The 13,801-nt window shown below is 60.0% G+C and carries 13 protein-coding genes and 1 pseudogene; 12 read left to right on the top strand and 2 right to left on the bottom strand.

Translation table 11 applies throughout. The annotated features are described in order from the left end of the window. Positions 1-12: 12 nt before the first annotated feature. The 4 genes from BLS87_RS21440 to BLS87_RS21425 all read left to right on the top strand — a co-directional run bounded on the left by BLS87_RS21440 (position 13) and on the right by BLS87_RS21425 (position 5,048). A complete protein-coding gene (locus BLS87_RS21440; RefSeq protein ID WP_062380693.1) occupies positions 13-273 on the top strand; it encodes a YeaC family protein in 261 nt (86 codons plus the stop codon). Then, a complete protein-coding gene (locus BLS87_RS21435; protein WP_074755364.1) occupies positions 270-1,100 on the top strand; it encodes a DUF2797 domain-containing protein in 831 nt (276 codons plus the stop codon). The genes BLS87_RS21440 and BLS87_RS21435 overlap by 4 nt, the downstream gene beginning before the upstream one ends. A gap of 46 nt (positions 1,101-1,146) precedes the next feature. Next, positions 1,147-3,810 (top strand): aminopeptidase N, encoded by a 2,664-nt coding sequence (pepN, locus tag BLS87_RS21430; RefSeq protein ID WP_074755362.1) that lies wholly within the window; start codon positions 1,147-1,149, stop codon positions 3,808-3,810. 278 nt (positions 3,811-4,088) lie between these two features. Further along, positions 4,089-5,048, top strand: coding sequence for an omptin family outer membrane protease (locus tag BLS87_RS21425; protein ID WP_074755360.1), 960 nt, complete (start codon positions 4,089-4,091; stop codon positions 5,046-5,048). A gap of 232 nt (positions 5,049-5,280) precedes the next feature. On the opposite strand, the gene queD is transcribed toward BLS87_RS21425, so the two are convergent. Beyond that, complete coding sequence (gene queD / locus BLS87_RS21420) at positions 5,281-5,637, bottom strand: 6-carboxytetrahydropterin synthase QueD (protein WP_074755358.1); 357 nt, start codon at positions 5,635-5,637, stop codon at positions 5,281-5,283. A 133-nt stretch (positions 5,638-5,770) separates the two neighbouring features. After that, positions 5,771-6,853 carry a patatin-like phospholipase domain-containing protein gene (locus BLS87_RS21415; protein ID WP_074755356.1) on the bottom strand — a complete coding sequence of 361 codons (1,083 nt, stop codon included), beginning with the start codon at positions 6,851-6,853 and terminating at the stop codon, positions 5,771-5,773. Between the two features lie 157 nt (positions 6,854-7,010). On the opposite strand from BLS87_RS21415, the gene BLS87_RS21410 reads away from it, so the two are divergent. From BLS87_RS21410 to BLS87_RS21380, 8 genes and pseudogenes are all read left to right on the top strand, one after another. Next, positions 7,011-7,319 carry a PepSY domain-containing protein gene (locus tag BLS87_RS21410; protein ID WP_074755354.1) on the top strand — a complete coding sequence of 103 codons (309 nt, stop codon included), beginning with the start codon at positions 7,011-7,013 and terminating at the stop codon, positions 7,317-7,319. Positions 7,320-7,399: 80 nt separating this feature from the next. Beyond that, positions 7,400-7,666: a PepSY domain-containing protein gene (locus BLS87_RS21405; protein ID WP_074755413.1), complete on the top strand. Its 267-nt coding sequence runs from the start codon at positions 7,400-7,402 to the stop codon at positions 7,664-7,666. Continuing rightward, positions 7,666-8,334 carry a response regulator transcription factor gene (locus tag BLS87_RS21400; protein ID WP_074755352.1) on the top strand — a complete coding sequence of 223 codons (669 nt, stop codon included), beginning with the start codon at positions 7,666-7,668 and terminating at the stop codon, positions 8,332-8,334. Before BLS87_RS21405 ends, BLS87_RS21400 begins: the two co-directional genes overlap by 1 nt. Beyond that, entirely contained in the window at positions 8,331-9,665 is a 1,335-nt protein-coding gene (locus BLS87_RS21395) for a sensor histidine kinase (RefSeq protein ID WP_074755350.1), read from the top strand. Before BLS87_RS21400 ends, BLS87_RS21395 begins: the two co-directional genes overlap by 4 nt. A 94-nt stretch (positions 9,666-9,759) precedes the next feature. Beyond that, positions 9,760-10,581 (top strand): annotated as a pseudogene (locus BLS87_RS35325) (cache domain-containing protein); the annotation flags it as partial. A 36-nt stretch (positions 10,582-10,617) separates the two neighbouring features. After that, entirely contained in the window at positions 10,618-11,439 is an 822-nt protein-coding gene (locus BLS87_RS35320) for a methyl-accepting chemotaxis protein (RefSeq protein WP_425262242.1), read from the top strand. A gap of 166 nt (positions 11,440-11,605) precedes the next feature. Beyond that, positions 11,606-12,670, top strand: a complete 1,065-nt coding sequence (locus BLS87_RS21385; RefSeq protein WP_074755346.1) for an AI-2E family transporter — start codon at positions 11,606-11,608, stop codon at positions 12,668-12,670. A gap of 881 nt (positions 12,671-13,551) precedes the next feature. Further along, positions 13,552-13,800: a DUF6555 family protein gene (locus BLS87_RS21380; RefSeq protein WP_074755344.1), complete on the top strand. Its 249-nt coding sequence runs from the start codon at positions 13,552-13,554 to the stop codon at positions 13,798-13,800. Position 13,801: the final 1 nt, after the last annotated feature.

The following is a 13,801-nucleotide window of genomic DNA, read 5'->3' as shown; positions in this document are numbered from 1 at the left end:
TGGGAGAGCCCCATGTCCTCATTTGTTGAAATGATCGAAAACATTACCCCGGACATCTACGAGAGCCTGAAGCTGGCCGTGGAAATCGGCAAGTGGTCCGATGGCCGCAAGCTGACGCAGGAACAACGCGAGCTGTCGTTGCAGGCGCTGATCGCCTGGGAAGTGCGCAACGTGCCCGAAGAGCAGCGTATCGGTTACATGGGCCCGCAGGAATGTGCCTCCAAGTCGGCGCCAGTGCCGAACATCCTGTTCAAGTCGGATGCCATCCATTGATCGAAATTGGTCGCGGTTCCGTCAACAAGATGTCCGCGCGGCTCGATGCCACGCGGGTTGAATACGCTTTTCGTCTGGGTGATGCGCAAATCCCGGTCAACCCGCTGATCGGCAAGACCGTGCGCCTGGAGTACCTGGGCGCGATCCATTGCAGCCATTGTGGCCGTCGCACCAAGACCAGCTTCAGTCAGGGCTATTGCTACCCGTGCATGCAGAAGCTGGCGCAGTGCGACGTGTGCATCATGAGCCCGGAAAAATGCCACCACGAGCACGGCACCTGCCGCGATCCATCGTGGGGCGAGCAGTTTTGCATGACCGACCACGTGGTCTATCTGGCCAACTCGTCGGGCGTTAAAGTCGGAATCACCCGTGCCACGCAATTGCCGACGCGCTGGCTGGATCAAGGCGCGAGTCAGGCGTTGCCGATCGTGCGCGTGGCGACCCGCCAGCAGTCGGGCTTCGTCGAGGACCTGTTCCGCAGCCAGGTGGCCGACCGTACTAACTGGCGTGCGCTGCTTAAAGGCGATGCGCCATCGGTTGACCTGACGGCCATCCGTCAGCAATTGTTCGAGTCCTGTGCCGAGGGGCTGTCTGCACTGCAAGCGCGTTTCGGCTTGCAGGCCATCCAGTTGCTGAACGACGTCGCGCCCATCGAGATCAAGTATCCGGTTGAGGCCTACCCGACCAAGATCGTCAGCTTCAATCTGGACAAGGACCCGATCGCCGAGGGCACGTTGCTGGGCATCAAGGGTCAATACCTGATCTTCGACACCGGCGTGATCAACATCCGCAAATACACGGCCTACCAGCTCGCCGTTCACCAGTAGCCGTGAATGGGCAGCTCTGTATTGGCAAACGAATAAGGACAGCATCATGCGCACCGAACAGCCGAAAATGATTTACCTGAAGGACTATCAGGCGCCTGAGTACCTCATCGACGAGACGCATCTGACATTCGAATTGTTCGACGACCACTCCCTGGTCCACGCGCAGTTGGTCATGCGCCGCAATCCGGCGCGCGGATCAGGTTTGCCGCCGCTGGTGCTCGACGGCCAGTTGCTGGAACTGCTGTCGGTCAAGCTGGCCGACGTTGACCTGACGTCCAGCGATTACGAACTGACCCCTGACAGCCTGACCGTCCAGCCCACCTCCGATACCTTCACCCTGGACACCAGCGTGAAGATCCACCCGGAAACCAACACCGCGCTGGAGGGCCTGTACAAGTCCAGCGGCATGTTCTGCACCCAGTGCGAGGCCGAAGGCTTCCGCAAGATCACCTATTACCTCGACCGTCCGGACGTGATGAGCACGTTCACCACGACGGTCATTGCCAACCAGCAGGATTTCCCGATCCTGCTGTCCAACGGCAACCTGGTCGGCTCCGGTCCAGGGAAAGACGGTCGCCATTGGATCACCTGGCAAGACCCGTTCAAGAAGCCGGCCTATCTGTTTGCACTGGTCGCCGGTGATCTGTGGTGCATCGAAGACACCTTCACCACGATGACAAACCGCAAGGTCACGCTGCGCATTTATGTCGAGCAGGAAAACATCGACAAATGCCAGCACGCCATGGACAGCCTGAAGAAATCCATGCGCTGGGACGAAGAGGTCTACGGTCGCGAATACGATCTGGACATCTTCATGATCGTCGCGGTCAACGACTTCAACATGGGTGCCATGGAGAACAAGGGCCTCAACATCTTCAATTCCAGCGCTGTGCTGGCTCGCGCGGAAACCGCGACCGACGCCGCCCACCAACGTGTTGAAGCCATCGTTGCCCACGAATACTTCCACAACTGGTCCGGCAACCGCGTGACCTGCCGCGACTGGTTCCAGCTGTCGCTCAAGGAAGGCTTCACGGTGTTCCGCGACGCGGGTTTCTCCTCGGACATGAACTCGGCCACGGTCAAGCGCATTCAGGACGTTGCCTACCTGCGCACGCACCAGTTCGCCGAAGACGCAGGTCCGATGGCCCACGCCGTGCGTCCGGACAGCTTCATCGAGATTTCCAACTTCTACACCCTGACCGTGTACGAAAAGGGCTCGGAAGTGGTCGGAATGATCCACACGCTGCTCGGCGCCGAAGGCTTCCGCAAAGGCAGCGACCTGTATTTCGAACGCCATGACGGCCAGGCCGTGACCTGCGACGACTTCGTCAAGGCCATGGAAGACGCCAACGGTGTAGACCTGACCCAGTTCAAGCGCTGGTATTCGCAGGCCGGTACGCCACGTCTGGCGGTCACCGAGTCTTATGACCCGTCGGCCAACACCTACAGCCTGACCTTCCGCCAAAGCGCGCCGACCACACCCGGCCAGCCAGGCGACGAGAAGAAGCCGTTCGTGATTCCTGTGTCATTGGGCCTGCTCGACAACGCCGGTAAGGAAATTCCGTTGCGCCTGCAAGGCGAGGCCACGGCATCGGGCAGTTCGCGGGTGATCTCCGTGACCGAAGCCGAACAGACCTTCACCTTCGTCGATGTGGCCGAGCAGCCGCTGCCGTCGCTGCTGCGTGGCTTCTCTGCGCCGGTCAAACTGAGCTTTCCGTACAACCGCGATCAACTGATGTTCCTGATGCAGCACGACACGGACGGCTTCAACCGTTGGGATGCCGGCCAGCAATTGTCGGTTCAGGTCCTGCAGGAACTCATCGCCCAGCACCAGAAAGGCAAGAACCTGGTGATGGACCAACGTCTGGTGACCGCGCTCGGCACCGTGCTCGCTGACGACAGCCTGGATCAGGCGATGGTCGCGGAAATGCTGTCGCTGCCGGGCGAAGCCTACCTGACCGAAATCAGTGAAGTGGCCGACGTCGATGCCATCCACGCCGCTCGCGAATTCGCGCGTCAGCAACTGGCCAGCAGCCTGAGCGACGCGCTGTGGAAGCGTTACCAGACCAACCGCGAACTGTCGAAAAAGACCGCGTACGTGGCCGAGTCCGAGCACTTCGCTCGTCGCGCACTGCAGAACATTGCGCTGTCTTACCTGATGCTGACCGGTAAACCTGAAGTGCTGGCTGCCGCGATTGAGCAGTTCGACAACGCCGACAACATGACCGAGCGCCTGACCGCGCTGGCCGTGCTGGTCAACTCGCCGTTCGAAGACGAGAAGGCCAAGGCCTTGGCGGTGTTCGCCGAAAACTTCAAAGAAAACGCGCTGGTCATGGATCAGTGGTTCAGCGTTCAGGCCGGCAGCACCTTGCCCGGTGGTCTGGCCCGCGTGAAAGCCCTGATGGAACACCCTGCGTTCACCCTGAAGAACCCGAACAAGGTGCGTGCACTGATCGGCGCCTTCGCCGGGCAGAACCTGATCAACTTCCACGCGGCGGACGGTTCGGGTTACCGCTTCCTGGCGGACCTGGTCATCGAGCTGAACGGCTTCAACCCCCAAATCGCCTCGCGCCAACTGGCGCCTTTGACCCGCTGGCGCAAATACGACAGCGCCCGTCAGGCGTTGATGAAAGGCGAGCTGGAGCGCATCCGTGCTTCCGGGCATTTGTCGCCGGACGTCTACGAGGTGCTGAGCAAAAGCCTGGCGTAATTCGCGTCGGTTGTTGCTGCTGATAGAAGGGCCGCCCGTGTGAACGGGCGGCCCTTTTTTGTAGGTGTGCATCGTGGGCGGTAGCGCTTGCGTCGCCGTCACACGCCAGATCCCATTACTTCCTGTAGGAAACATCCCTTTCAAAGCGTTTAGCTTTCACACGCTTGCCTGGGATCGGGCTGGCAGAAATGTCCTTCCTTGATGTTCATCCTTTCGCCGCTTGCCGTGGTGGTGCGTTGCCGCCCGGCGCACCCTCGAATAAAAGGAGCGGATGGTCGATGAAGGTACGGAAAACGCTGGCGCTGCTGGGCCTTGTGACGGTTGGGCAACACGCGATCGCGCACGCACACACGACGGATGAACAGCGGTTTCAGGTGGGTGGCGTCGAATTGAGCCTTGGTTTGGGACTGCTGAACGGGCAGGCGCAGGAGAAGGTGTATGACACCTACGATGGCCAGAAAGTCAGTCAGCTGAATTGGGACCTCAAGCAGGTGCCGACCTTGCATCTGGGCCTGACCTACCATCCGCTGGACTGGCTTTCCCTTGAGGCGAAAGGTTGGACCAAAGTGGCCAAGGGCGATGGCCACATGCAGGACTACGACTGGCTGGGAGATGAGGGCGAAAGCTGGACGGACTTTTCGGATCACCCTGACACCCGCGTGCAGAAGGCCTGGCAGGCCGAAGTCGCGGCGACCGCCTGGGCGCTGAAGCGTGATGATCTGGCCCTTGGCGTGATGCTGGGTTATCAGCGCAACGAGTTGGGGTGGCAGGCCCGTGGCGGTCGCTATGTCTATTCGTCGGAGGCAGGGCATCGCGATGAAGTCGGGGACATCCCCGCGGGTCTGAAGGGCATCACCTATCAGCAGTCCTACGAGACGCCCTATGCCGGTCTGGTCGGTGTCTACCACTACCGTGACTGGACGGTTGAGAGCCGCTTCAAGTACAGCCAGTGGGTGAAGGCGCGGGATCACGATCAGCATCACCTACGTGACCTGACCTTCGTCGGCAACCAGGGCAATCGCGGCCGGATGCAAAGCCTGGCGTTGGCGGTGTCCTATGACGTCAACCCGAAACTGTCGTTGAAGGCCGGAATTGATTATCAGGTTTACGCTGAAGCGAAGGGCAGTGTTCTGGTCAAGAATTCAGTAACGGGTGAGCGTGATTACTACGGCGGCGATGCGGGTTCTCAGTCCAGCAGAACGGTCGTGTCCAACCTCGCCGTGGCGTATCGGTTCTGACGGCTGCGTCCGGTTGATGCTTGATGATCGATCATCCACAGAGTGATCGGTAACCGCTCTGCTGTGGGAGTCAGCTTGGTGACTCCCGCAGGTTTTGTGCCAGACCAGTGACACGTGTCTGGGCCCAAATACCGCAACGCGCGCTCCGCTTTTGATCTGCTTCTCATGCCGAGACAGCCTCGAACGCCCACAAAAAAACCACCCGAAGGTGGTTTTCCGAACAACCGCCGCATCAGTCTCCGCGATAAACACACCCGCTGGTGCACGTCTCGTGAATCCGGATCGCCGACAACTCAGGCAACAACGGTTTCAACTCATTCCAGATCCACTTGACCAACACTTCGCTGGTCGGGTTTTCCAGGCCGGGAATATCGTTCAGGTAGTTATGGTCCAGACGCTCATACAGCGGCTTGAAAATCGTCTTGATCTCGGAAAAGTCACGAATCCAGCCGGTGTGCGGATCAGGTTCGCCCTGCAGATAAATCGCTACACGGAAGGAGTGACCGTGCAGACGGCCGCACTTGTGGCCTTCCGGGACGTGAGGAAGACGGTGAGCCGATTCGAACGTAAATTCCTTGAAGATTTCCACAGTATTGAGAGCCTTGAAAGGTGGCGATCGCCTGAGCGAAAAAATGCAGGTGGCGAGTTTACCAGCAATGCTTTAGCAAGGAACAGGCAGAACCTGACCGCTCGGTTAAACCTGTCCTGTTTAACCCGATGTATCACACCAGGACTTCCAGCCGATCCGCCAGTTTCCCCGTGTCTACCAGCTCAACGAACTCATCCCCCAGGCGTCGGCTGTTTTCCATCGCAGTCCGCCAGTACGCCTGGCGCTCCTTGTCCTTGCCGACGAAACGTTTGAAATCGCTGCGGTCCGGCAGCTTGCCGAACGGCAGGGTCGCCAGGTATTCACGAGACGGTGCCAACAGCACGACGTCCTGCAGCCGGCCCAGATCTCCTCGGCGCCAGGGCAGGGTCTTGTCGAACCAGCCCGGAATGATTTTGTCGGTGAAGTGCGGATACAGCACGATATCGCTGCCGCTGTAAGGCAGGTCCAGATGGTAATCGAGCAGTCCGCCGTCGCGGAACGTGCCAGGGCCGACGCCGGGGATGTCCATCACCCCTTGCATGACCATCGGAATGGAGCCTGAGGCCAGCAAGGCCTGACGCAAGTTGGACTCATCGAGGTGCAGGCTTCGGGAGGGGAAATCCGTCAGCGTCGACAGCGGAGGGGCCAAGCGGGCGTCGTGCATGATCAAGCGTTCGAAATGCCGGGACAGCCGCGCGCGCCCTATCAGGTTGTTGGCGATCACTGAACCGAGGCCGAGCCCCAGGCTGCCGCGATGGTCCATCGCCAGCAGCCCGTGGCTTTTGACGATCATGATGTTCAGGCGGTAATGCGGATTGCTCAGCACGCTGGCATCGTGCCCCTGCAGCAGGTCGTCGAGCATTTTCACGCAACTTTGCGTGACCTGCGCCATGGTCACGCCCTTGGCAAAACTCTGCTCGTTGTACAGCCTGCCCAGCCGTTCCAGGCCTTGCACCGGATCAGGCAGGCACGCACTCGCAAATCGCCAGGAGCCAATCGATGCGCCAATCAGCGAACGTTCACGCGCGAAGCGCGGCAGCCACTCGCCAAACAACGCCAGATCCAGCCCTTGAATGCCCAGCGCTTTCGGCCCACCTGCCGCACCGGGAATGATCCCGACGTCAGCGGGTTTCAGACCCTGCTCGCGAATGCGCACCATGGCCCGTCGACCGGCCTTGATCGTCAGCGTTGGGGATTTGATGTGGACGGCGCTCATGGGCACTCCAAGGGTGGACAGGCGCGAAGTATATCCGCTGTCAGGCAATCGGGAAGTCTGGCCGGTGATGGCATGTAGCCAGAAAATTCAGCTTCAATTAAGTTCGGTTGGTTATCGTGGATTCCGTAAACATGACGACTACCACGGAGATTCACTGATGAACATTCTGACTGCTGTTTTCGCCGCCACCGCCCTCGCTGTCACCGCCGGTTACGCTCAGGCCAAGGATCTGGGCCCTGATGAGGCGCTCAAACTGCGCGATGCAGGTACTATTCAGTCTTTCGAAAAACTCAACGCTGCGGCGCTCGCCAAACACCCGAACGCCACCGTCACCGATACCGAGCTGGAACAGGAATATGGCAAATATGTCTATCAAGTCGAACTGCGCGATGCCAAGGGCGTCGAGTGGGATGTCGAACTTGATGCGGTCAGCGGCCAGGTCCTCAAAGACCATCAGGACACCTGATGAACGCGGGTAAACGTCGCTTTGCCGGTAAACGTCCGGGTCAGTGTTTCGTTTACTGTTTACTCACGGTCGGTGCCGTCATGGCCTGTACGGTCAGTACGGCGCGCGACCTGGATCAGGATGAAGTGCTCAAGTTGCGTCAGCAGGGTGTGATCCTGCCGCTTGAGCAATTCATCGAACAGGCACTGGGGCGATACCCCGGCTCAAAGCTCCTGGAAGCGGAGCTCGAAGAGAAACATGACGTGCTGGTTTACGAAATCGAACTGCTGACCGCTGACCACGTGGTCCGCGAATTGAAGTTCGACGCCCGGGACCGCCGCCTGTTGCAAGACAAGGAAGACGATTGATGCGTTTGCTACTGGTTGAAGACAGCGTTCCCTTGGCGGATGAATTGATCAGCGGCCTGAGCCGTCAGGGGTACGCCGTCGACTGGCTGACCGATGGCCGGGACGCTATCCATCAAGGCGCGAGCGAGCCTTACGACCTGATCGTGCTCGACTTGGGACTGCCCGGGGTTCCAGGCCTTGAGGTCCTGCAGAAATGGCGCGCAGACGGCCTGTCGACGCCGGTGCTGATTCTGACCGCACGGGGTTCCTGGGCCGAGCGGATCGAAGGCCTCAAGGCCGGTGCCGATGATTACCTCACCAAACCTTTCCACCCTGAAGAGCTGCAGTTGCGCATTCAGGCGTTGTTGCGCCGTGCCCGTGGCCTGGCCAATCAACCGACGCTGGAAGCCGCCGGGTTGCATCTGGACGAAGGGCGCCAATGCGTCAGTCGCGACGGCGAAGAGATTCAGCTCACCGCTGCCGAATTTCGATTGTTGCGTTATTTCATGCTGCACCCCGAGCAAATCCTTTCCAAAAGCCATCTGGCCGAACATCTGTACGACGGTGAAAACGAGCGTGATTCGAATGTGATCGAAGTTCACGTCAACCACCTGCGTCGCAAGTTGGGCCGTGCCGTCGTCGAGACCCGACGCGGCCAGGGTTACCGGTTTGGCGGTAGCGGCGGGTGAGGTCGATCCAGCGACGTTTGAGTCTTGGCCTGATCAGCGTGCTGCTGATCGTCGGGCTGGTGCTGGCACAGATCAGCCTCTGGCTGTTCGAGGTCGGCCTGCAGCGCTATCTGGAATCCGGGCTGCGCAATGACAGCGAATTGCTGCTGGTGGCGATTGTCCGGGGACCCAATGGTCTTCAACTGGATGAGCACCGCTTGTCACCCGGTTATCAACGGCCATACTCCGGTCATTACTTCCGCATCGACTTCGACGACGGGCACTGGCGCTCGCGATCCCTGTGGGACCTTGAGTTGCCACAGCCCGAGCAGGCGGGGCTGCATGCCGACCTTGAGCTGGAAAAGACCCGGCAGTCGTTGCTGTTGCTGCACTCTGAATACCGCAAGTTCGGCCAGAAAATCTCGATCACCGTCGCGCAGGACTACACACCGGTTCAGGCCAGCTTCGTTCTGGTTCAGCGCATTGGCCTGGGGCTTGGGCTAGCGGCGCTGTTGCTGATCCTTGCCTTGCAGCGTGTGACCGTGCGCCGGGCGCTGCGTCCGCTGGACACCGCGCGCGAACAGATTTCCCAACTGCAACAAGGCCAGCGTTCTCAGCTCGACGAGGCCGTCCCGCTTGAGCTGGAGCCACTGGTCGCGCAGATCAACCACCTGCTGGCGCACACTGAGGACAGCCTCAAGCGCTCGCGCAATGCGCTGGGCAACCTCGGGCATGCGCTGAAAACGCCCATGGCCGTTTTGTTGAGCCTCGCCGAAAGCGGAAAGCTGGAGCAGAACCCACACGTGCGGGATACGTTGCGCGATCAGTTGCAGCAGATCCAGCAACGTCTGGAGCGAGAGCTTAATCGCGCGCGGCTCTCCGGCGATGCCTTGCCCGGTATGCGATTCGATTGCGACATTGAACTGCCGGGCCTGTTTTCCACCCTGCGCATGATCCACGGCGAGCACCTGGAGCTCAACAATCATGTCGCGCCCGGGCTGGTTCTGCCGTGGGACCGGGAGGACATCCTCGAATTGCTGGGTAACGTGATGGACAACGCCTGCAAATGGGCCGACAGCAGCATTTGCTTGTGCATCACGCAGGCGTCGGGTGGCCATTGCCTGTTGATCGACGACGACGGTCCCGGCATTCCGGCGGTTCAGCGCGAAGACGTACTGGGCCGTGGCAATCGTCTGGACGAGCAGGTCACGGGGCACGGTCTCGGGCTCGGGATCGTCAAGGACATCGTCGAGTCTTGGGGCGGACGCATTCAATTGCTGGACAGCCCGTTGGGCGGGCTTCAGGTGCGCATCGACCTGCCTGAGCGAACGGTACAGCCCATGGCGGACTGATTGCACCTTGACCTCAACTTTTGTTGTGCGGGGCCGTTAACCCTCTAGGAGCCCAACGGCGTAACGCACACAAAAATAAAGGGTCACGGTATCTATGCGCCTGAATCTGAAAGCCAGAGTTCTGTCTCTTGCGGTGCTTCCGGTCTTGCTGTTTGCGCTGATAGTCAGCGTCAGCACAGTGGTCATGCTGCGCGACCAAGCGAAGCGTGAAGTGGAAGAAACCCGCCAACACCTGCTCGCCGAGGCCAAGGCGACGCTGCAAAGCTACGTCGCGGTGGCCATCGGCACCATCAAGCCCTTGTACGACGCGTCGGCACCGGGCGACATGGAAGCCCGCGCGCAAGTCATCAAGATGCTCTCGCAGGTCCAGTACGCCAAAGACGGCTATTTCTTCGGTTACGACTCCCAGGCCGTACGCCTGTTCAAGGGCAGCAGTCCTGACGGCATCGGCAAGAGCTTCAAGGACACCCGGGACCCGAATGGCGTCTACGTCAATGCAGGTCTTGTCGAGGTTGCGAAAGCCGGCACCCATTACCTTGAATACTCCTCGCCGCTTCCTGGCTCCAATGCACTGGTCCCCAAACTCGGTTACTCCGAATACCTACCCAAATGGGACATGGCCGTGGGCTCCTCGGTCAATCTGGACAACATCGACGCCAAGGTCGCCGAGGTACAGAAAGTGGTCGCCGAGCGCATGCAGAACATGCTGGTCAGCATCATTGGCATCGCACTGCTGGTGCTGGTGATCATTACTGTGGTCGGTGTCTGGATGGCGGGGGGCCTCTTGCGACCCCTGCGCCAGATGAAGGCCAACCTGGATGACATTGCCGCAGGGGAGGGCGACCTGACCCGGCGCCTGACGGTGACGTCCCAAGACGAACTCGGCGAATTGGCGGGCTCGTTCAACCGTTTTGTCGACAAGATTCACGGTCTCGTGCGGCAGATCGCCGAGATGACCGGTCAGCTCACGGGCCTCGTGGGTGAAGTCACGCACCAGGCGCAGCGCTCCGAGCAGGCCATGGAGCGTCAGCGCCACGAGACGGATCAGGTCGCGACGGCGATCAACCAGATGTCGGCCGCTGCGCAGGAAGTCGCCAAAAGCGCCCAAGGCGCATCGGTGGCGGCGCAGCAAACTGACGAAGAAGGCCAGGCCGCCAAGCGGGTGGTTGATGGCAGCATTCAACAGATTCACGCCTTGGTAAACGACATTCGGCACAGCGGGACCTCGCTGGACAGCCTGCAGAACGACGTGACGTCGATTGTCGGTGTGCTGGGTGTGATCCGCTCCATCGCCGAACAGACCAACCTGCTGGCGCTCAACGCAGCCATTGAAGCCGCACGCGCCGGCGAGGCGGGACGCGGGTTTGCCGTGGTGGCCGATGAGGTGCGCGCGCTGGCCAGCCGCACTCAGCAGAGCACCCAGGAAATTCAAGGCATGATTGATCGCCTGCAACAGGGCACACAGGGCGCGGTCGCGGCGATGCGTCGCTCCAGTGAGGCAGGGGATGGCACGTCGGCGCGGGCCAATGAAGCCGGTGCGTCGCTGGACACCATTGGCCAGTTGATCGGCACCATCAACTCGATGAACGCGCAGATCGCAAGCGCGGCGGAAGAGCAGACTGCTGTCGCTGAAGAGATCAACCGCAGCGTTCATCAGATTGCGGTGGCGGTGGAGAGCGTGGCCGACGAAACCCGTCACAGTGCCAACACCTCGCGCAACCTGACCGAACTCAATCAGCGTCTCGGTCAACTGGTCGGCCAGTTCCGCATCTGACGCGGGCGCTAATGCTCATCCTGGCGGGTCGCAACGGCCCGTCATGAAACTCGCTTATAGGCTTCCAACCCTTGTCTCGTCAGCGTTACAGGCGGCACTCCTGTGACGATTGGCGGACTAAGCATTAGGCCGTGCGCTCAGCGCGGCTCAATGACATGGAAGGAACATGAACGAAACCTCGCTGCAAAACAAAACCCTGATGTTACTTCTGGTGTTGGTGACCATCGCCTTCATCTGGATTCTGCTGCCGTTTTACGGCGCAGTGTTCTGGGCGGTGATTCTGGGGATCATCTTTGCGCCGCTCCAGCGCCGCCTGCTGGCGCGCTTCGGCTGGCAACGCAACCTGACATCCCTGTGCACCCTGATGGTGTGTCTGGTGATCGCGATTCTGCCGGTGATCGTCATCAGCATGCTGATGGTTCAAGAGGGGGCGGCGCTTTACAAAAACGTCGAAAGCGGCCAGCTGGATATTCCCAAATACCTGGCGGAGTTCAAGGCGTTGTTGCCGACGTCGATGCAGCATTGGCTGGATCGTTTGGGCATGGGCGACTTCAAGGGACTGCAGGACAAGATTTCCAAGGCGGCGATGCAGGGCAGTCAGTACCTGGCGACCCAGGCATTCAGTTTCGGCCAGGGCACGTTCGATTTTGTGGTGAGCTTCTTCATCATGCTGTACCTGTTGTTCTTCTTCCTGCGCGATGGCCAGGACCTGACCCGCCGAATCCGCATTGCGATTCCGCTGGCTGAGCCGCAGAAGCGCCGTCTGCAACTGAAGTTCACCCGTGTGGTGCGCGCGACGGTGAAGGGCAACATCGTCGTGGCGCTGACGCAAGGTGCGCTGGGGGGGCTGATTTTCTGGGTGCTGGACATTCCCAGTGCGTTGCTGTGGGCGGTGGCGATGGCGTTTCTGTCGCTGTTGCCAGCGGTGGGGGCGGGGATTGTCTGGGCGCCGGTGGCGGCGTATTTCCTGCTCAGCGGGATGATCTGGCAGGGTGTGGTGCTGGGGCTGTTCGGGGTGTTTGTGATCGGGCTGGTCGATAACGTGTTGCGGCCGATTCTGGTGGGTAAGGATACGCGGATGCCGGATTATCTGATTCTGATTTCCACGCTGGGCGGGATGGCGGTCTTCGGGCTGAACGGGTTTGTGATCGGGCCGATGATTGCGGCGTTGTTCATGTCGACATGGGGGTTGTTTACCGGTGCGAAGAAGACGGTGCGGTTGCCGGGGTGATGCCTTTGGCTTCTTATCGGTTTATCGGTTTATCGGTTTTTCGGATTAGCGGCGCTCGGTTTTGGTTGCCAATCCGTGTGCTCGGGTGGCGCTGATGTTGGGTTCGGCCTAACGGCCGAGCTGTTCCGCCTTCGGCGGGTTACTTCAAAACCGGAATGCCGGACCATCCCCAAGTTACCAAGGGGCTTGTCCTGGTTTGGCCACTCCTTCGTCGTCGTTGCTCACTCCGGCGACGCTCCGTGGGCCCGCCGCCTGCGTTCGGCCTGCACCCAAGTCGCGTTTTGTGGCGTTCGGACTATCGCGCTAGAAGAGCAAAATCAAAAGCATCGAATTACGCGAATCCTGTAGGAGCGTGGCTTGTCCCGCGATCTACTGCGCAGCGGTAGCAGAATCAGGCGACTCGGTTCTGCCTGACGCCCCGCATACACAGTTCTTGCTGCCGGTTCCCGGCAGATCGCGGGACAAGCCACGCTCCTACAGGGTCTGCGTCAGCCTGATATTTTTGTTTCTACCGTTACTTTTGATCGTCATTACGTAGAACCGTTGGACGACACAAACGCGACTTGGGTGCAGGCTTAACGCAGGTGGCGCGCAGTGGGCCGAGCGGCATGGATACCGCGAGAGCTGCCCCGGCCATGGATGGCCGATGATGGTTCCCACGCTCCGCGTGGTAACGCCGCTCTGGACGCTCTGCGTCGCCCTTTTGAACCAGAACGTCAGCCGCAACATGACGAGGCAGCGAATGGATTCAAACGTTGTATCTCTGGCCTCACTCCCGTGGCCCGGAAAGTCACTAAATATGAGCGGCTCGCCACAGCGGTCGTTGAGGGCGAGGATTATGATCGGCCTGCGCACTGGGAAAGTGTCTGTGGAGGTGCTTCATGGGCTTCACGATTTGTTATCGTTTTTTAGGCAATCAACGCGTTCTGGAATGCCAGGAAGATCAATTGTGTGGGCACGATGCGGTCTATTACGCGCTGCTTCATTCGGGCGCGGAGTTGGGGAATATCGTGGGCACGTGGCAGGGCAGTTACCCGTCAATGGTGGAGGCGGCGGAGCGTTCGGGCGTGAGTAACGTGTTGTGGCACAGGTCTATTTCACACGCCTCGCCCCAAGGGCGGAAACGCTGAT

This window comes from Pseudomonas abietaniphila (genome assembly GCF_900100795.1).
GTDB lineage: Bacteria > Pseudomonadota > Gammaproteobacteria > Pseudomonadales > Pseudomonadaceae > Aquipseudomonas > Aquipseudomonas abietaniphila.
This window is presented reverse-complemented; position numbering and strand designations above follow the sequence as displayed.